This is a genomic window from Pseudomonas sp. CFBP2511 (genome assembly GCF_030209255.1).
Classification (GTDB): domain Bacteria; phylum Pseudomonadota; class Gammaproteobacteria; order Pseudomonadales; family Pseudomonadaceae; genus Aquipseudomonas; species Aquipseudomonas avellanae.
Window position 1 is genome coordinate 23,349 of the sequence record NZ_JARVSI010000002.1, and the last position, 18,959, is coordinate 42,307.

At 60.0% G+C, this 18,959-nt stretch carries 8 protein-coding genes and 2 pseudogenes; 5 read left to right on the top strand and 5 right to left on the bottom strand.

Going from position 1 to position 18,959, the window contains the following annotated elements:
* The first annotated feature begins 36 nt into the window (after positions 1-36).
* Both QRN38_RS01560 and QRN38_RS01565 read left to right on the top strand, forming a co-directional pair.
* The gene (locus tag QRN38_RS01560) at positions 37-6,000 is read left to right on the top strand and encodes an Hpt domain-containing protein (RefSeq protein WP_122222793.1); all 5,964 of its coding nucleotides are present in this window, start codon (positions 37-39) and stop codon (positions 5,998-6,000) included.
* A complete protein-coding gene (locus QRN38_RS01565; protein ID WP_057419030.1) occupies positions 5,993-6,463 on the top strand; it encodes a chemotaxis protein CheW in 471 nt (156 codons plus the stop codon). The genes QRN38_RS01560 and QRN38_RS01565 overlap by 8 nt, the downstream gene beginning before the upstream one ends.
* A gap of 271 nt (positions 6,464-6,734) precedes the next feature.
* On the opposite strand, the gene selO is transcribed toward QRN38_RS01565, so the two are convergent.
* The 3 genes and pseudogenes from selO to QRN38_RS01580 form a co-directional block, all read right to left on the bottom strand.
* Positions 6,735-8,198 carry a protein adenylyltransferase SelO gene (selO, locus tag QRN38_RS01570; protein ID WP_011105279.1) on the bottom strand — a complete coding sequence of 488 codons (1,464 nt, stop codon included), beginning with the start codon at positions 8,196-8,198 and terminating at the stop codon, positions 6,735-6,737.
* A gap of 129 nt (positions 8,199-8,327) precedes the next feature.
* A pseudogene (locus QRN38_RS01575) lies at positions 8,328-9,002 on the bottom strand (GntR family transcriptional regulator).
* 159 nt (positions 9,003-9,161) lie between these two features.
* A pseudogene (locus QRN38_RS01580) lies at positions 9,162-9,287 on the bottom strand (Imm5 family immunity protein); the annotation flags it as partial.
* Positions 9,288-9,449: 162 nt separating this feature from the next.
* On the opposite strand from QRN38_RS01580, the gene QRN38_RS01585 reads away from it, so the two are divergent.
* Together QRN38_RS01585 and QRN38_RS01590 are read left to right on the top strand one after the other, a co-directional pair.
* Complete coding sequence (locus tag QRN38_RS01585; RefSeq protein WP_057419031.1) at positions 9,450-9,755, top strand: hypothetical protein; 306 nt, start codon at positions 9,450-9,452, stop codon at positions 9,753-9,755.
* Between the two features lie 203 nt (positions 9,756-9,958).
* Entirely contained in the window at positions 9,959-10,246 is a 288-nt protein-coding gene (locus QRN38_RS01590) for a hypothetical protein (RefSeq protein WP_005771784.1), read from the top strand.
* A gap of 66 nt (positions 10,247-10,312) precedes the next feature.
* Here QRN38_RS01590 and mscK read toward each other — a convergent pair whose 3' ends face one another.
* Both mscK and QRN38_RS01600 read right to left on the bottom strand, forming a co-directional pair.
* The gene (mscK, locus tag QRN38_RS01595; protein WP_057419032.1) at positions 10,313-13,702 is read right to left on the bottom strand and encodes a mechanosensitive channel MscK; all 3,390 of its coding nucleotides are present in this window, start codon (positions 13,700-13,702) and stop codon (positions 10,313-10,315) included.
* Positions 13,703-13,740: 38 nt separating this feature from the next.
* Entirely contained in the window at positions 13,741-15,483 is a 1,743-nt protein-coding gene (locus tag QRN38_RS01600) for a potassium/proton antiporter (protein ID WP_005771787.1), read from the bottom strand.
* A gap of 250 nt (positions 15,484-15,733) precedes the next feature.
* On the opposite strand from QRN38_RS01600, the gene QRN38_RS01605 reads away from it, so the two are divergent.
* On the top strand, positions 15,734-18,862 hold the full coding sequence (locus QRN38_RS01605; RefSeq protein WP_057419033.1) for a dermonecrotic toxin domain-containing protein: 3,129 nt from the start codon (positions 15,734-15,736) through the stop codon (positions 18,860-18,862).
* The last annotated feature ends 97 nt before the right edge of the window (positions 18,863-18,959 follow it).

The window sequence follows — 18,959 nt, forward strand, 5'->3', positions numbered from 1 at the left end:
TGAACAATCTTGGTTGGGTAACAGGCGGGCCTCGTCATGGCTGATCGTCACGATTACGTGGCCCTTGAATGGCTCAAGGGCGAGATCGCCGAAACGCTGCGGCAGGCCCGCCATGCGCTGGACGAATTCATCGAAGATCCGGCCAACGGCGCGGCGATGGCCGAGTGCCTGAACCTGGTGCATCAGGTTCACGGCAGCCTGCAAATGATCGAATTCTATGGCGCGGCGTTACTGGCCGAGGAAATCGAGCAACTGGCGCTGGCAGTTCAGCAAAATCGCGTCAGCCATCCGGTCGAGTCCGAGCAGCTTTTGATTCAGGCCATGAGCCAGTTGCCGCTGTACCTGGAGCGTATTCACTCCGCGCGCCGTGATCTGCCGCTGGTGGTTTTGCCGTTGCTCAATGACCTGCGCAGTGCGCGGGGTGAAAGCCTGCTCTCGGAAACCAGCCTGTTCGCCCCGCAACTGGTCGTCGTCCCAGCCCTTGATGAGGAAGAACTGGCGCGACGCAATACCCCGGAACTGCCAGGCCTGCTGCGCAAGCTGCGCCAGACCTTGCAGGCAGCGCTGGCGGGCCTGATGCGCGAGCAGGGCGTACAGACCCAGCTCGGTTACATGGCCAAGGTCTTCGCCCGGCTCGAGCAATTGTGCGAAGACGCGCCGCTCGGTCCGCTCTGGCGAATTTCCTCGGCACTGGTCGAGACCATGCTCAACGGCAACTTCACCAATAGCCCGGCCCTGCGCAGCCTGTTGAAAGACGCTGACAAGGAACTCAAGCGGCTGGCCGAGCAGGGCGTGGCGGGCATCAATCAGCCTGCGCCGGAAGAATTGCTGAAAAGCCTGCTGTTCTACATCGCCAAGTCCGATAGCCTGGCGCCGAAAATGCTCGATCTCAAGGATCAGTACGCACTGGCCGACGCCTTGCCCGGCAACGACGTGGTCAATGAAGAGCGGGCGCGCATGGCCGGGCCGGACCGCGATGCCATGCGCTCGGTGATCGTGGCGTTGTGCGAAGGGCTGGTGCGGGTCAAGGAACGGCTCGATGTGTTTGTGCGCGGTGACCGCCAGCATGTCAGCGAGCTCAACGCCTTGCTGCCGCCGCTGCGACAGATCGCCGACACCTTGGCTGTGTTGGGCTTTGGCCAGCCGCGCAAGGTGATCATCGACCAGCTTTCGGTTGTTCTGGGGCTGGCGCAGGGGCAGCGCGAGCCCAGCGACGGCGCGCTGATGGATGTGGCGGGCGCGTTGTTGTACGTCGAATCGACCCTCGCAGGGATGGCCGGTAATAACGAACAGTCGAGCCGCGAAGAAAGCCGCCTGCCGACCACCGACCTGACGCAGATTCATCAACTGGTGATTCGCGAGGCCCGTAACGTCTTGCAGCAAGCCAAGGACGTGATCCTCGATTACATCGATGGCGAATGGGACCGCCAGCGGCTTGACCCGCTGTGCGCGCTGATCGTACAGGTTCGCGGTGCCCTGGCGATGATCCCGCTGGCGCGTGCGGCGAGCCTGCTGGCTGCCTGCAACGAATACATTCAGGAACACCTGCTGGTGGATGAAACCCGTCCCACCGGCGTGCAGCTCGACTGCCTGGCTGACACCATTACCGGGATCGAGTACTACCTGGAACGCATGCTCGAAGACCACGAAGCGCTTGGCGATCAAGTTCTCGACATGGCCCAGCAAAGCCTCGCGCGTCTGGGTTATACCCCCGCAGCGGATACGCTTGAAGTGCCGCTGCTCGACGAGATCATCACTCAGGACGAACTGCTGGAACTGGACGACCGCAAGGCCTTGGTCAGCCCGACGCAAACCATTGCACAAGTGCTCGCCAGCCCGATGTCGGCGGTCAACCCTCCGGCGCGCAACGTGCCCACCAGCCTGCTGCCGCCTTCGCCTGACGAAGAGGCGGTGGATGAGGAGCTGCGCGAAGTTTTTCTGGAAGAGGCCGACGAAGTCCTCGACGCGCTGCGTGAGTATCTGCCGCGCTGGTTTGCCTCGCTCGGCAGCGGCGGTCACTGGGACAGCACGGCACTGACCGAGGTGCGCCGGGCGTTTCATACCCTCAAGGGCAGCGGCCGTATGGTGCGCGCGCTGATCCTCAGTGAACTGGCCTGGTCGGTGGAAAACCTGCTCAACCGGGTGCTGGAAGGCGACGTACTGCCGGGTCTGGAAGTGCAGCAACTGATGGGTGAAGTGTTGGCGCTGCTGCCCTCGGTGATACGCGACTTCGCTGATGACGCGCAGTGCCAGCGCAACGACGTCGACCTGCTGGCGGCCCGCGCCCACGCGCTGGCCAATGGTCTTGAAGCACCTTCTTTGTCTGTTGCCGACTCGCATGCGCCAGGCGAAGTGCTGGATCCGCAGTTGCTGGAAATTTTCCGCCAGGAAGCGCTGGGGCATTTGAATACCCTCAGCCGCTTTCTCGACAACGCCGAACAGTCCGCATCGCCTTCGATCAGTGACGCGGTGCTGCGCGCACTGCACACGCTCAAAGGCAGCGCGCACATGGCTGGTGTGCTGCCGATTGCCGAACTGGCCAGCCCGCTCGACCAGTTGGTGCGCGAATACAAAGCCAACCTGATCGACATCGGCGCGCCCGAACTCGACGTGCTGCGCCGCGCCGAACCGCTGCTGCGTATGGGGCTGGAGCAGCTGGACACGACTCCGCTGGGCGAGATTGCGGGTGCGGCGCAGTTGATCGATGCTGCCTTTTCGCTGCTCAATGAGCGCCTCACGGCGGTGCTGCGTGACTCGGACAGCGGCTTGCGGATCAAGCGTAACCCCACGCTGCTGGCGGGCTTTCTGGCCGAAGGCATGGACATCGTGCTCGATGCCGAAAACCTGTTGCGGCGCTGGCGTCAGCATCCCGGTGAGCGACAGGAGCTTAGCGCGCTGCTCGATGAGCTGACCACGCTGGGGCATGGCGCGCACCTGGCCGATTTGCCGCAGGTCGATGAGCTGTGCGAGGCCTTGCTCGACTTGTATGGCGCTGTCGAAGAAAGCAGCCTGGCGGTCAGCGAGCGCTTTTTCGACGTAGCCGAACAGGCCCATGAAGCCTTGATCAATATGCTTGATCAGGTGGCGGCCGGCCAGAATGTCGAGCCACGCCCCGAGTGCGTGCGCGCCTTGAACGATCTGCTGGATCAGGCGCTGGACCCGTCGGCGACCGGGCTGGTCAAGAGCGATGGCCACCGTACCCTGAGTGTTACAGAACTCAATGCGGCCACCGAGCAACTGGCCCGTGAGGCCGTGCCGCCGGAGGTTTTCAGTCCGGACGACGAGATTGTCGAGATATTTCTGGAGGAAGCCGTCGATATCCTCGACAGCGCAGGGCAAGCCCTGCAACGCTGGCTGGCTGATCCGGAAAACCCGGCACCGTTGAGTTCGCTGCAACGCGACCTGCACACCCTCAAGGGCGGTGCGCGGATGGCCGAAGTGGTTGAAGTGGGCGACCTTGCCCACGAGCTGGAAAACCTTTACGAAGGCTTGATCGACCGACGCTTCAACCATTCACCGACGCTGGCCGAGTTGCTGCACAAGAGTCACGACCACCTGGCGATTCTGCTGGAGCAGTTGTATCAGCACGCAGCGCTCAGCGATCCCTCGGCGCTGATCGAGGCGTTGCGCGGCTGCCGCACGGTCGAGAGCGCAGTGCCCGAAGCGCCATTATCGTCCCAGGCCAGCGCAGACCTGCCTGAGCATGACACCGAGTTGCGTGAAGTCTTCCTTGAGGAAGGTTTCGACATCATCGAAAGCTCCGGCGCGGCACTGGCCCGCTGGCAGGCTGACCCGCAAAACCTGCTGGAGGTCGAGAACCTGCTGCGCGACCTGCACACCCTCAAGGGTGGCGCACGGATGGTCGAAATTGCTCCGATAGGCGACCTTGCTCACGAGCTGGAAACGCTTTACGAAGGGCTTTGCGCGGGCAGCATGCAGGCTGATCCTCTGATGATCAGCCTGCTGCAGAGCGGCCACGATGTGCTGGCCGACATGCTCGATGCGGTGCGCTCTGAAAAGCCGCTGCCTGACGCAACCCTGCTGATCGAAAACATCCGCAGGCTGGCCAGCGATGGCGCGACGGGTGGGCAGTTTGTTGCGCAGGCCATCGAGTCCGGCCCGGAACCGGTTGTGGCGGTCTCGCTTGCTGTTGACGGCGAGGTCGAGCGCAGTGGCCCGGAAATGGTCAAGGTGCCTGCCGAGCAACTGGAAGGCCTGGTCAATCTGGCGGGCGAAACATCCATCTTCCGGGGGCGCATCGAGCAGCAGATTATTGATTCGCAGGTCACGCTGGTGGAAATGGAAACCACCATCGAGCGGATGCGCGACCAGTTGCGTCGTCTGGATATGGAAACCCAGGGGCGTATTCTCAGCCGCGAGCAGGTTCAGGCCGAGCGGCTGGGTTACGAAGAGTTCGACCCGCTGGAAATGGACCGCCACTCTCAGTTGCAGCAGTTGTCGCGCGCCTTGTTCGAGTCTGCGTCCGACCTGATGGACCTCAAGGAGACCCTCGGCGCGCGGGCCCGCGATGCCGAAACACTGCTTTCGCAGCAGGCCCGGGTCAACACCCAGTTGCAGGAAGGCCTGATGCGCACGCGCATGGTGCCGTTCGAGCGACTGGTGCCGCGTTTGCGTCGCGTGGTGCGACAGGTGGCCTCGGAACTGAACAAGAAAGTGCATTTCGAGGTCGGCAATGCCGATGGCGAGATGGACCGCAACGTGCTGGAGCGGATGGTCGCGCCACTGGAGCACATGCTGCGCAACGCCGTCGATCACGGCCTTGAAAGCACCGAAAAACGTATCGCTGCAGGCAAACCGGAACAGGGTCGCATCAACCTGGAGCTGATGTACGAAGGCGGCGACATGCTGATCGAGCTGAGCGATGACGGCTCGGGCGTCGATCTGGCGGCCGTGCGCCGCAAGGCCATCAAGCGCGGCATGATCCACCCGGACGCCGACCTGGCCGATCATGAAGTGTTGCCGTTCATTCTGCAGGCGGGGTTTTCCACCAGCGAGATCATCACCCAGATTTCCGGGCGAGGCGTGGGCATGGACGTGGTGCATGCCGAGGTCAAGCAGTTGGGCGGCTCGATGGTCATCGACTCGGTGCCTGGCAAGGGCACGCGCTTTCGTATTCGTCTGCCGATTTCGGTGTCGGTCAACCGGGCGCTGATGGTGACCTGTGGCGAAGAGCAATACGCGGTGCCGCTCAACACCGTCGATGGCATCGTGCGCGTGATGGCCAACGAGCTGGACGGTTACTACCAGACCAGCCCGCCGCGTTATCAGTACGGCGGGCGCAGTTACGAGTTGCGTTATCTGGGTGAGTTGCTGGGCAACAGCCCGCCACGGCTGGTCGGGCAATTACAGCCGCTGCCGGTACTGCTGGTGCATTTGCAGGATCAGTGGGTGGCGGTGCAGGTCGATGCGCTGGCCGGCTCGCGGGAAATTGTGGTCAAGAGCCTTGGCGCGCAGTTTTCCAGAGTGCAGGGCATTTCCGGCGCGACCATTCTGGGTGATGGCCGTGTGGTTCTGATTCTTGATCTGATGGCGCAGCTTCGCACCTTGCAGGGCCTGCCTTTCAGAGGCTTCACGCCAGCAGCGTATAACGAGATCGAGCACGCCAGGCCATTGCTGGTGATGGTTGTGGACGATTCGGTGACGGTGCGCAAAGTGACCAGTCGGTTGCTTGAACGCCACGGCATGCATGTGCTGACCGCCAAGGACGGGATCGACGCCATGAGCCTGTTGCAGGAGCACACGCCGGACATCATGTTGCTGGATATCGAAATGCCGCGCATGGACGGTTTTGAAGTGGCCAGCCAGATCCGCCAGGACGAACAGCTCAAGGAACTGCCGATCATCATGATCACCTCACGCTCCGGCCAGAAACACCGCGACCGGGCCATGGCGCTGGGCGTCAACGAGTACCTGAGCAAGCCTTATCAGGAGAACGTGCTGCTGGAAAGCATCACTTACTGGAGTCAGGTCGATGTCTGAAGGTACGTTCCAGACCAGCCGGCTGACCAGCCTGACCGGCCTGCTGTTGCCGCTCAGCGACCGGCACCTGTTGCTGCCCAACGTCGCGGTCGCCGAGCTGATCGATTATCAGGACAGCAGCGCCGGGCCGGATGCGCCCGAGTGGTATCTGGGTGTGATCAGCTGGCGCGAACTGAGCCTGCCGCTGCTCAGCTTCGAAGCCGCTTGCGGCGGCCGAACACGCGTAGGAGGGCGCGCGCGAATCGTGGTGCTCAACGCGCTGGGCGGGCGCAACGGCGTCAGGTTCATCGCTTTGCTGACCCAAGGCATCCCGCGCTCGTGCAAGGTCGACAGCCAACTCAGCTACGTTGACGTCCCGCTGGCCGAACTGGAACTGGCCGCCGTGCAGATCGGCGAAACCGTCGCACGCATCCCCGACCTGGAAGGGCTGGAGCAGTGGCTGGTGAATGCTGGGCTTTCGTAGATAAAGCGGACGCAGAGCGTCCAGAACGGCATGACGACGCAGAGCGTCGCACGATAGGTAATCAGCGGCACGGTAGTTGAGATTATCGTTACTCACGCTGAAGCGCGGTAATGCCGTGAGTGACGCTCCGCGTCCAGACCTGCATGCGACGCAGAGCGTCGCACGATAAGTAATCAGCGGCACGGTAGTTGAGATTATCGTTCCTCACGCTCCAGCGTGGGAATGCCGTGAGTGACGCTCCGCGTCACAGATCTGCGCCGCCCTCCAGGCCTCACGACGAGCAACTGATCTCAAGGTGCTTGCCCCAGTCCGGTGGACGTTGCGCGTAGCCTTCCATGCCGGGTTGTTCGGTGAAGGGGGTGCAGAGCACTTGGTGGAGGCGGCGGACTTCTTCGTAATCGCCTTTTTCGGCCGCTTCGATGGCATTTTGCGCGAGGTAGTTGCGCAGGATGTACAGCGGATTGACCGCGTGCATCCGCTCTTTGCGCGCCTGCTCGGTGCCGTTTTCCTCAGCCGCGATGCGTGCCTGATAGGCCTGTGCCCAGTCATCGAAGACTTTGATGTCCACGAAGTCATCACGTAACGCGCGCAGCGCTTGTGCGGCAGGTTGATCGCCCAGACGGCGGAAGAACAGGGTGTAATCCACGCCGCTGTTCTGCATCAGTTGCAGCAGTTGGCTGACCAGCTTGTCGTCCTGATCCTGCGCAACCGTCAGGCCCAACCGACGACGCATCAGGTCCAGATAGTGCGCCTGGTACAGCGGCAGAAACAGGCCAATCGTCTCGCGCAACGCTTCCACACTGACAAACGGCGTCAATGCCTGCCCCAGCGCGCTAAGGTTCCACTGCGCGATGGGCACCTGATTGCTGAAGGAGTAACGGCCTTCATGATCGGAGTGATTGCAGATGAAGTGCTCGTCGAAATCATCCAGAAACGCAAACGGCCCGAAGTCGAAGGTAATGCCCAGAATCGACATGTTGTCGGTGTTCATCACGCCGTGGCAGAAACCATAGGCCTGCCACTTGGCGATCAGCTCGGCATTGCGCTCGACGATTTCCCGGAACATCGCCAGATAGGGCTCGGGCTGCTCCTGACAGTGTGGGTAGTGCATTGTCAGTACATGCTCGGCCAGCGTCTTCAAGTGCTCTGGCTGCTTGGTGTAGAACAGGTATTCAAGGCTGCCGAAACGCACGTGGCTCTGTGCCAGACGCAGCACCATCGCCGCATATTCCTGTTTCTCCCGCCATACTGGCGTGTTGGAACTGACCACACACGCGGCGCGACTGCTGGGGATGCCCAGCGCATGCAGCGCCTCGGAAGCCAGAAACTCGCGAATCGAAGACCTCAGCACCGCACGCCCATCGCCCATCCGCGAATAGGGCGTGCGGCCAGCACCTTTGAGGTGCAAGTCCCAATGCTCGCCGGCGTCGTTGTAAACCTCGCCCAGCAACAGCCCACGCCCGTCGCCCAGGCGCGGGTTGTAGGAGCCGAACTGATGGCCAGAATAAACCATCGCCCGTGGCTCTGCTTCGGCCCACAGCTTGTGACCGCTGAAAATTTCTGCGAACAGCGGCAGTTCAGACTGCTCAGGGGCCAGATCCAGCAGCGCCAGGGCCGATTCGCTGGCGACCACCAAGCGCGGCGCGTCGATAGGCTCGGGCAATACGTGGGTGGAAAACGCATCACCCAGGCGGGCAAAGCGGTTGTCGAAAACGAGTTCGTCGAGTGCTTTCAAAGCGTGTCGCCTCCAGAGGAGAATTTCAGGCGTGCAACAGAGCGGCGGCCTGTGTGGCTCGTCGGGCGGGTTTCAGCGATCAGAACCCGTAGACCCCAAGCCATCAACGGTAGTTCTGGCAATCGGCAGTCAGGCCTGACTACCGGTCCGGTTGCGCTGGAAAGCGGCCAGAATCGTACGCTCCGATTGCACCAGGTAGTCTTCGAGCATGCGCGTTGCCTCATCGGTCTTGCCAGCGTCGAGACAGCCGAGCACTGCGGCGTTCATGTCCAGATAAGGCGAGTGAAGCAATTCAGGATTGTTCAGCAAACCGAAGGCCAGGCGCAATTCTGCCGAGATCTGCCCCTAAAACGCCGTCAGACGCGGGCTGTCAGCCAGCTCGACGATCGCCTTGTGGAACATCATGTTGGCCGTGCCGACCGCCACCCAGTCGCTTGCTTCACGCGCCTGGACTCCCGCCTCGACCGCTTCGCGCATGTGCCGCACGCCCGGATGCTGCGGATAAGCCTGGGCAATCGCCGTGCATTCGATAAAACGGCGCACGCGATAGATGTCGATGATCGACGCCATGTCCGGCTCGGCCACGGTCACGCCACGATTAGGCTCATGGGTGAGCAAGCCTTCGCGGGTCAGCACTCTGAACGCTTCTCTCAAGGTGTTTCGGGAGATCTGCAGGCTGTCCGCCAGCGCCGCTTCCGAGAGGCGCTGACCGGGGACCAGCTCGCCTTCCACCAGCATTCTGCGCAGCTCCTTGGTGATGGATTCTCCAAGTGTGCGGGGCAGGGCGGGAGCAGCGTCGTTCATAAAGGATCCATTGAGAAATTGCCCTGCCGATATTCCACGAGAGCTTGATGGCTGGCAAGGAGCAAGGCTCACATGGAGCCTCACTCGTTCGGTCAGGCTTTGGTAATGACCTGGATGAAGCCCGATTAATACTCAGATATACGCTAGCGCTCTGGTAGATCAGGCGTTGAGCGGCACGGCAACACACAGATACCACCTCCAAAAAGCACGCCGCAATTGCGGGTCGCCATCATCAGATAACTTGCTCGCGAACGCCAAACCGCCCGCAAACGCTGATGCGACAAGTTTTCTATACTCTATAAACCTTATGATGCCATAGGGGGGGAGGTAGTTGACCTCGTATCAACGAGAGTTATTCAAACTAGTAGGCTGAGGCGAGTTATGAAATTTAATTCTGCGCTAGAATATATAAATCACGCATCATTGCTGGCGCCACCAGAGGTGTATATGGATATCGAAAAACTTAAACAGAAAACGCAAAAGCTACGTGAGGCCATTGAAGATTTAGAAAAATCAGATCACGTTGTTGAAAAACTTCGAATTGAGATAGAACCTCTGATGAAGCTAGCCGAATCTGGCATGATACCGGTTAAGCTGCAGTGGGGAGATATTCCAGGGCCTTACCTGTTTACAGAAGAGAGCTTGCAACAATATCCCCTTCTTGAGCACGCTTTCGCAGAGTTCAGAATTGAATTGACCGGTGGAGAGACTCCTTTGTTGCGTAAATTGAAAAGTGAAATGGGTGAGGAATGAATTGGCTGTCATTGTCCGCAACGTTTTGCTCTGTGCTAATGATTTTCGACCAAGCTAACGGACGCGATATTGAACGGGCGTAAATATGAATATCCAAACTTTGAAAGTTTTACGCCAATCGCTCTAGAAATCTCTACCAATGAAGGCTGTAATGCCTATTTTCTCGGTTGCTCCAACTCCTACCCAATGGGGCCTGTACAGCCATGAAGTCCCAAAGAAAATGCACAGAAAAAATCACACATGCCATCAAGTGCATCAACGAAGCTATCAACCTGGCCGATCCAAACGTGCTGGCATTCACCACAGTAAGCCAGCTCGAGCATTTCAAACAGAAACTTCAAGTCGTTCTAGACTTGATTGCGCAAAATGATCTCCCAGAAAAACAGAATCGCGATCTGGGTATCTCAAGAGTCATCGTCGACCAATGGCCCTATGACTCGAAGCTCGGCGTGATCATTGTTGAAGCTGAACAAGCCTTCAAGGGGCTATAGCCGTTCAGCTTGTAGACCGAGAACAACCGACAGCCACCCAAACCGCCGGTCACTCCCCATTCAGCCTCAGTCCAGCCTCAACTCGGGCGGCTCTGGCGCATCTTTGGTTGCCGGGGCCACTTTGGTGTTTACCGGTTGCAGCGTGGTTTGCCCAGCGGGTGCGCCGTTTTTGTCGCTTGGCTCGGCGGGCACCAGTTTGTATTCCAGGCCCTGGGTGTTTTTGAGGTAGATCTCCATCTGGCGGAACGAGATGTTGATGTGCTGTTTCTTGAACTCGCGGTTGATGAAGCGGTTGATCTCGTCGAGTACCGGGTTGCGGTCGCCCAGGTCGCGGACGTGCATGCGCAGTTCGTGGTCGAGGGTGCTTTCGCCGAAGTTCAGGAAGTAGACAATGGGCTCTGGTTCCTTGAGTACCCGAGGGTTTTCCCGTGCGGCTTGCAGCAGCAGGGAGCGCACCAGGTCCAGGTCCGAGCCGTAATCCACACCCAGCTTGAGCGTTACGCGGGTGACGGTGTCAGTCAGCGACCAGTTGATGAGCTGGCCGGTGATGAAGGTCTTGTTCGGGACGATAATGTCCTTGCGGTCGAAGTCGGTGATGGTCGTGGCGCGGATGCGGATCTTGCTGACCGTACCCGACAGGGCGCCGATGGTGATGGTGTCGCCGATCCGTACCGGGCGCTCGAAGAGGATCATGATGCCGGAAATGAAGTTGGCGAAGATCTCCTGCATGCCGAACCCCAGGCCCACCGACAGCGCTGCGACCAGCCACTGCAGCTTGTCCCAGCTCACGCCTAATGTGGACAGCGTGGTCACAAAGCCGATGCCGGCGATGGTGTAGGAGAGCAGCGTGGTGGTCGCATAGGCGCTGCCTTGCGCCAGGTTCATGCGTGACAGCACCAGCACCTCGAGCAAGCCGGGCAGGTTGCCCGCCAGCACAAAGGTAATGACGATGATGACCCCGGCACCGAGGAAGTCGCTCAGGCTGATCGGCACCATGCTCATGTTGGCGCCGGTGCCGCTTGTGTATTCGTAGAGGATGATGTTGTCCAGGTAGGCGAACACCGTGATCAGTTCGGCCCAGACCAGATACAACGCGCCGACGAAGCCGGCCAGCAGGGCCAGACGAATCAGGCGCAGCGACTGCTGGTTGACCTGTTCGATGTCCAGTTTCGGTTCTTCGACGGGGATGTCGCTGTCACCGTTTTCTCGCGCAGCCTGACGTTTGGCCAGCGCACGCTGGTAGGCCAGTCGCCGCGCGGCAACGCCCAGACCACGAACGAAGGTGGCTTCGACCATCAGCCAGATCATCATCAGGTACAGCGTGTCGATCAGACGGTCGCTGAGTTTGAGTGCGGTGTAGTAGTAGCCGAAGCACACCGCCAGAAACAGCGCGACCGGCAATGCCGTGAACGCCACACCCAGCGTCTTGCGGAACAGCGACGCGTTGTGGTGCGTAGGGCTGGAGAGCAGCAATCGGCCCAGCAGCCAGGTCATCAGCGCGTAACAGGTCAGCACCACGCCGATACCCAGCACGTCGTCGGCCAGCGCGGCCGGTTGATGCTCGGCGACCGCCACCACGGCGACCAGCGCCAGCACCACCAACCCCAGGCGACGAACCCAGCCGCGCAAGAACGCGACCTGCGCCGGTTCCCAGCGAAAGTGCAGTTGCGCAACGCCGGACGGGGCCAGCACGCGGTAGGCGGTGTAGAACACTAGCCAGGCCAGCGCGATCTGCAGCAAGGCCTCGCCAAGGTTGGCGTTTTGCCCGCGCGCATCGATTTGCAAGGCGTAGCCGCACAGCGCCAGCCCCAATGCGACCGGCATGGCCAGCAGCACGTTGATCAGCAGCGCCAACGGGGTTTTCCACTGACTGTCGCGTTTGAAGTGGCCGATGTCGGCGTGCAGCCGGTTGAGCTTCTGGTACAGCGCCTTGCGCCTCCAGGTCAGTACACCGATCAGCAGTAACAATGGCAGAAACAGCAGCGGGCGTTGTGTCAGGCCGTCCGACAGCTCGCTGAGGCTGGACGTCCAGGGCAGGGTCGCGACCTGTTTTTGCAGGCGCGGCCAGATGTTCTGGAACCACTCCAGATCCAGCGGCTTGTTGCTGGGGATCCAGAACATCTGCTCGTCCAGAGTTGAGCGCAGGCCGACGGCGGTACTGGTCAACTGCTTCTGGTTCAATTGCAGCGTGATGGACTCGTTGAGCAACGCGCTCAGCTCGCGGTTCAGGCGTTCGAGCAGGTCGCTGCGGGTGATGGCCAGATCAAGCAGTGTCCTGCGCAGTTGCGGGGTGATATTTTCCGGGGGCTGGGTGGCGAGCAGTCGTTCGACGTAAGCGGTCGGTGTGCTCATCTGCTCGCGTTGCTGATTGATGTCGAACTGATAAAGGCGGATGTTGGCGATTTCGTCAGCCAGGCCTTTGTCCAGTTCCAGGTGCGGCAACGACTGTTTTTGCTTGTAGAGAATCTTGGACAGCAGCAGGCTGCCGCTCAGCACGTTGATCTGCTCGCTGAGGGCTTGATCGGTCTGCGTCAGGTTGTCCAGTTGCTGCTTGGTCTTGAGGTTTTGCTGGGTCAGCTCGTTGAGACGGTCGGTGCCGCGCAGCAGGTAATCGGACAGCTTGAGGTTGGCGGCGCTCTCGGTCGCCAGCAGGCTGCTGCCACCGGATTTCTGCGCTTCCAGAGACAGGTCCGCCACGGTTTTCTGCGACTGGGCTCGGCGCTTGTCGTTGATCAGGGTTTGCAGGTCCTGAATTTCCTGCTCCTGGCGGGCGACTTTTTCGGTCAGCAAGTCGTGCTGGCTGTTGCCCAGGTCCTGTAACTGGCTGTTGCCGGCCAGTTCCTGACGGCGCAGCAGGTTCAGCGCGTTGATCGAGGCCAGTTCCGCATTGAGCAGATTGCGCTGATCGGCACTCAGGGTCTTGCCGTTGTCTTTGCCATTCTTGAGGATGGCATTGATCTGCTGGATGCGTGTCTGATTGGCGCTGATTTCAGTCTGCGCCCGCTCCGGTCGGGTTTGCGCGGTGATGGCCAGGCTGTTGGCGTCGTTAAGCTCGCTTTGCAGATCACTTTGCTGGGTGCTGCGCTGGCTGAGCAGTTGCTCCAGTTGCGGCACATCGAGGCCACCGTAGCGCTGTGCAACGGCAACGACTTTGCTTTCTTTCAACCGGGCCAGCTCGCGCTGGTTGTCCGAGGTCTGTTTTGGCGCTTGAGCCAGCTGCTGCTTGAGCGCGGTCAGCTTTTGCTCGCTGTCGTCTTTGCTGTTGAGAAACGCCAGCGTCTGCTCAAGCACCTGCTGCAAGGCCTTCTGATCGGCATCCGGCAGCTTGCGGTCGGCAATCTTGTCGAGGCTTTGCTGCACGGCATCGCGGGTGGGCGGCTCGGCGGCCAGCGCCGGGAAGGTAGACAGGCAAAGCGCAAACAGTGCGGCAGCACAAATGGAACGCAGGGAAAACATAGACACCGGTCGCATGATGATACGTGTGGATTGGCAGTTTAAAGGAACAGTCCGGGGCCCGGGCGGGTTCCTTCGGGGAATTTGACGCCGACTTTCTGGATCTTGTTCCCGTCCATCACGGCAACGGTCCAAATAGTGCCGTTCCATTCAATCTGGTCACCCACCACAGGCTCGCCGCGATTCTTTTGCACAATGAACTGGCTGAGCGGCATGCCGGGGTCGATGCCGTCGAGTTTCAGGCCGTACAGCGCCGCCACTTCGCCCAGTCGCGCATCGCCTTCGAGCACGAAATCGCCGAAAAAGCGCAGGTCCAGACCGCGTTGCGGTGCCTGGCTGAACAGTTTGCCCAGCGCAGGAAGATCGTGTTCATGGCCGATCACACACAGCAGGTCACCCACTTCCAGGGTCGTACTGCCGGACGGGTGAAGCAACTGCTGGCCGCGGAACAGTGCGGCAATCCGTGTGCCTTCCGGCATCTTCAATTCGCGCAGCGCCGCACCGATACACCATTTTTCAGCGCCCAGCCGGTAGACGAACAGCTCCCATTCGCTGGTGACGTGCACCTCCAGCGCAGCCCGGGAAATAGGCGCGGGGTCTGGCGGAACCGTCACTTTCAGCAGCTTGGCCATCCACGGCAGGCTGGTGCCTTGCAGCAGCAGCGAAACCAGCACGATGAAGAAGGCGAGGTTGAAATACAGTTGCGCGTTGGGCAGCCCGGCCATCAGCGGGAACACTGCCAGAATGATCGGGACCGCCCCACGCAGGCCGACCCAGGCAATGAACGCCTTTTCGCGACCATGAAACGCCTTGAACGGCAGCAGACCGACCATCACCGACAACGGGCGTGCGACCAGAATCATCCACAGCGCCAGGCCCAGCGCCGGTATCGCAATCGGCAGCAGGTCGTGCGGTGTGACCAGCAGGCCCAACACCAGAAACATGCCGATCTGCGCCAGCCAGGCCATGCCGTCGAGCATGTGCAGAATGCCGTGGCGGCTGCGGATCGGCCGGTTGCCGAGCACCAGGCCGCACAGGTACACCGCAAGAAAACCGCTGCCATGAATGGCGTTGGTCAGGGCAAAGATCGCCAGCCCCCCCGCGATGACCAGAATCGGGTACAGCCCGGCGGCCAGATTGATACGGTTGACCAGTTGCAGCAGGATCCAGCCGCCACCCAGGCCGATGAAGCTGCCGATGCCAAACTCCTGAATCAGGTGGCCCAGCAGCCCCCAGTGCAGACCGGTCTGGCCGCTGGCGAGCATGCCGATCAGGGTCACGGTCAAGAACACCGCCATGGGATCGTTGCTCCCCGACTCGATCTCAAGGCTTGCGGTGACACGCTCGTTCAGGCCTTTGCCGCCTAGCAGCGAGAACACCGCTGCGGCGTCTGTGGAACCGACAATGGCGCCGATCAGCAAGCCCTGAATAACGCTCAGGTTGAACAGCCATGCGGCGACCATGCCGGTCAATACGGTGGTAATCAACACGCCCACCGTTGCCAGCGACAAGGCCGGCCACAGCGCTACCCGAAAACTGGCCACCCGCGTTCGCAGGCCGCCGTCGAGCAGGATGACGGCCAGCGCGAGATTGCCGACCAGGTAGGCGGTAGCGTAGTTATCGAAGATGATCCCGCCGCCATCCACGCCCGCCACCATGCCCACGGCCAGAATGATGACCAGGATAGGGATGCCGAGGCGCGATGAGAGAGAACTGACCAGGATGCTTGCGGCTACCAGCAACGCGCCGATCAGGAACAGGCTGTTGATGGTGGTGGCGTCCAAGGGCGGTACTCCATAGAAAACGAAAGTGAAGCGAAAAGCGCGAAAGCTGACCATGCAGTCCGCGTGCCAAGGGATTTAACCTGTTGAATTGCTTGGCTGTCAAAGTGCAATTTCGAGCAGTTGACGCGGATCCTGCGCTGCAGGGCACACGACTCGTTGCAATTCGGCGACCAACACAGATCTATATACCGCAAGCCAAGCCTTGTAGCGGCCTATTGTCGGCGCTCCAGCCATCAAGAAGGTTTTCATCATGGACGATGAATTTGTAGCAAATCAGAATGCCGGAAATCCGTTCGGTGATGACCAGGATTCGGACGCAGCGTTCTGGGAACGAGTAGCCGAAGACTTTTCGGTCAGCGATTACTTCCGCCTCAACCCGATCAACCTGCAGTCACCTGCCGCCCTCGCTGCGCGGGATGTGGCACAGGAATGCCAGTCAAAGTGGGGTATCGAGATCGACCCGGACGACACTTTGATCACCACGCTGTATATCGAAGACCCGAAGCTCTACCCCGCACCTCACCGCGCCAATGTCGCTCACTCGATGACGCTGACCGAGGCGCTGCTGCGCAACTGGCAGCAAAAGGGCAATGGTGACTGGTTTGATCACCTCGGGCATTTGCAGCCCCACCATGAGGGCGGTCTCGACTGTCAGGTCGTGGATGAAAAACTGCCGCCCTATGACTGCGTCGCTTATGAAGCGGTGTACCGGAAGTCCGATCCGCAGCACTACGATTCGACGACGCAACTGCGCCTGACGGCCGAGGCGTTCAAGCAGTACATCTGGGATCACAACCTGCAAGCCGGCTATCTAGCCTACCTGAAACAGTTCTGGCAGGCGCACGCAGACGACTACAACCTGATGCTCAAGGCCGGTCTGTTCAGGGCGGCCTGGCTGCAAGCCGAGGAAAACACGCTCAAGGCCGAGCACAAGGACATGGTGCTGGAGGCGCTCGGGCTGCCCGCTGATCAGGGTTGGAAACAGCTGAGTTTCGACGCTTTTGTCGCCGCGCCGATTTCTACTCGGGTGACGATTTCCGAATTGCAGGTGCATGGCTACAGCGCGGTCGACATCATGGTCATACGCAGTGCCGATTCGCCGACCGTGCTGCTCTACATCCCCGGCAACTCGTCACCGATTCACACCTTCGCCAACGCTGATGCGCTCAAGGACTGGGTCGCGCTGATGTGCAAGGATCCAGGCAAGCGCCGTTCGTTCGAGGCGCATTTCAGCGCTACGGATGATGTTGATGGTTTTTTCTACAGCGGCGTTGCCACTGCCCTGAAAGGCTTTGCGGTCTACCCGAAACTGCTGGACGCCGCGACCGGCGCATGGAACCCCCGCAAGCTGGTGCAGTTCGGCGAACCGTTGCAGCCTTGGCCGTTCTCGCACTTCAAGGATCGGATCAAGGCAAAGTCCGAAACCGATGCGCTGCAAAAAATCCGCAACCACGACGACTACTGGAAAGAGGAAGTCAGCAGTGGCTTGAGCGAGTGCGTGTCTGTCCTGGGCGGCGTCGCCATCGTCTTTCCTGAACTGATTCCGGTCATCGCGGGGCTGTCTCTTGCGCTGGTCGGGCTGGGCGTCGACGCGGCGGTCAATGGCCGCACGCTGGACGAGCGCCAGGCGGGGCTTGGGCGGATTGCCTTCGGGGTATTGAACGCATTGCCGATCCTTGCCGAGGAGGGCGCTGCGGTCGAGGCGGGCGCCGAAACCGGGCTGATTGACGAGGCGGGAGACGGTTACGAGGTTTCAGGCACAACCGCTCCGATCGACCCTGCTGTCGAGGTCGAGCCGATTCCGGTGTTCAGGGAAGAGCCACCGGCCTTGCGTTCGCTCGATGCCAAAATGCGCCGTCTGTTGCGCGCGCTCGAAGTGACTCAAGACTTGCCAGGGCTGGCGTCGGGTGAAGTGGCGGGTGTCTATCCGCTGGAAGGCAAAAGCTACATAGAGTTGCATGATCGTGCTTTTCGGGTGGAGTGGGTGCCGCAGGAAAGACAGTACCGAATTCGCTCTGCCTCGGACCCTCGTGTGTGGGGACCCTATGTGAAGACTATCGACACCGGCTACTGGGACCTGGACCTCAAACTGGGGTTGCGCGGCGGGGAAAGCTTCGATGGTTCGCTGCTGCCGCCGGCCAGTGAGGCAGAAAGCGCCATGCTGCCTGTCGTGCCTGACGAGCCAGCCGTTGAGATTCAGCGCTGGGGCCCCAAGGTGCAGGTCGAGTTGCCTCTGGATCAGATCATGATCGAGGAGGTACAGAGCCAGGCAAAAGGGACGGTTGTAGAGAAGTACTTCATTCAGATCGTAGGGATCAGGAAGAACGTCTATTACGATGCCGATATTCCGTGCTGGCGCACTGATCCGTCTTCAAACGGACTGGTCTGGCTGGACCGAAACGGGGTCTGGAACAGCGGGTCGGAGAATGCATTCAGGAAGGAAGAGGCAAAACTGCCACAGAGCCGCCGCTTTGAGATCTATTCTTTCCCTCGCGTGCCCAGGTTGCCTGCAGATGCCGAGCCCATCAGCCGTGTGATTCATCATATATGGCTGGGCGAACGAATGCCGGGCGATAACCTGTTGGAAAAGATGCTCGACAACATGCGCACCAGCCCGGACTTGCGCTTCGAACTGCATATCGATATCAACCACCCGACGGCGCATCAGCAGTTGCTGGATTACTTCAGCGCACATCCTCAGATGCAGATTTCCATGCTCAAGGAAGAAGCGTTCTTTCCCAAGTTCCTGAGTGGCGAAAATGGCGAAGCCTTCAACTATTTCATGCACTCGGATAATCGTAATTATGCGGCCGCTTCGGACATTCTGCGTTATCGACTGATCAACGAATACGGCGGCATTTATCTTGATTGCGATGACACCCTTGATGTCCCTTTTGCAGGCATTCCGTTGAAGGCCGGGCCCAATGATGTATTGCTGGGCAGGCGTCTGGATGCGCAGCAACTGAGCTACACCGGGCCGGGTAACAGCCATTTCGCCAGCCACCCGGACAACCCTGTCCTGAGGAGGATCCTGAAAGAAATAAATACACGCTTCCAGAATGAAAAACAGACCAACAAGGCGTTTTTCAGTACGCGCAGACCCTTCATCGACCACAGCAGTGAAGCCTTGCGTAGCGCCTCGAGAGACCGAATGACACCGTACATGACGCGCATTTCCGACCTGACCGGTCCTAAACTCATGTCAGACGTCTTGAGAAAGCTGCGACCTGACTATTTTGATCTGCTGGAGCGTTCCTATTTGCCGGTCGATGAGGTCTTGTCCGTGTTGTACATCGAACACCTGAACGAGGCCGTGGACTTCTATTTTCCATTCAAGGGCAGGGCGAAAATTTCCCCGGGCTCCGAGAATGGTTGGTAAGGCTTCAGTGTTTGCAGCGGCTCATCGGCTGGGCCGCTGCATGCATTCAACTTCAGCTGAAGGATATAGATAGTTAGCGCCACCAACGCACTGATGA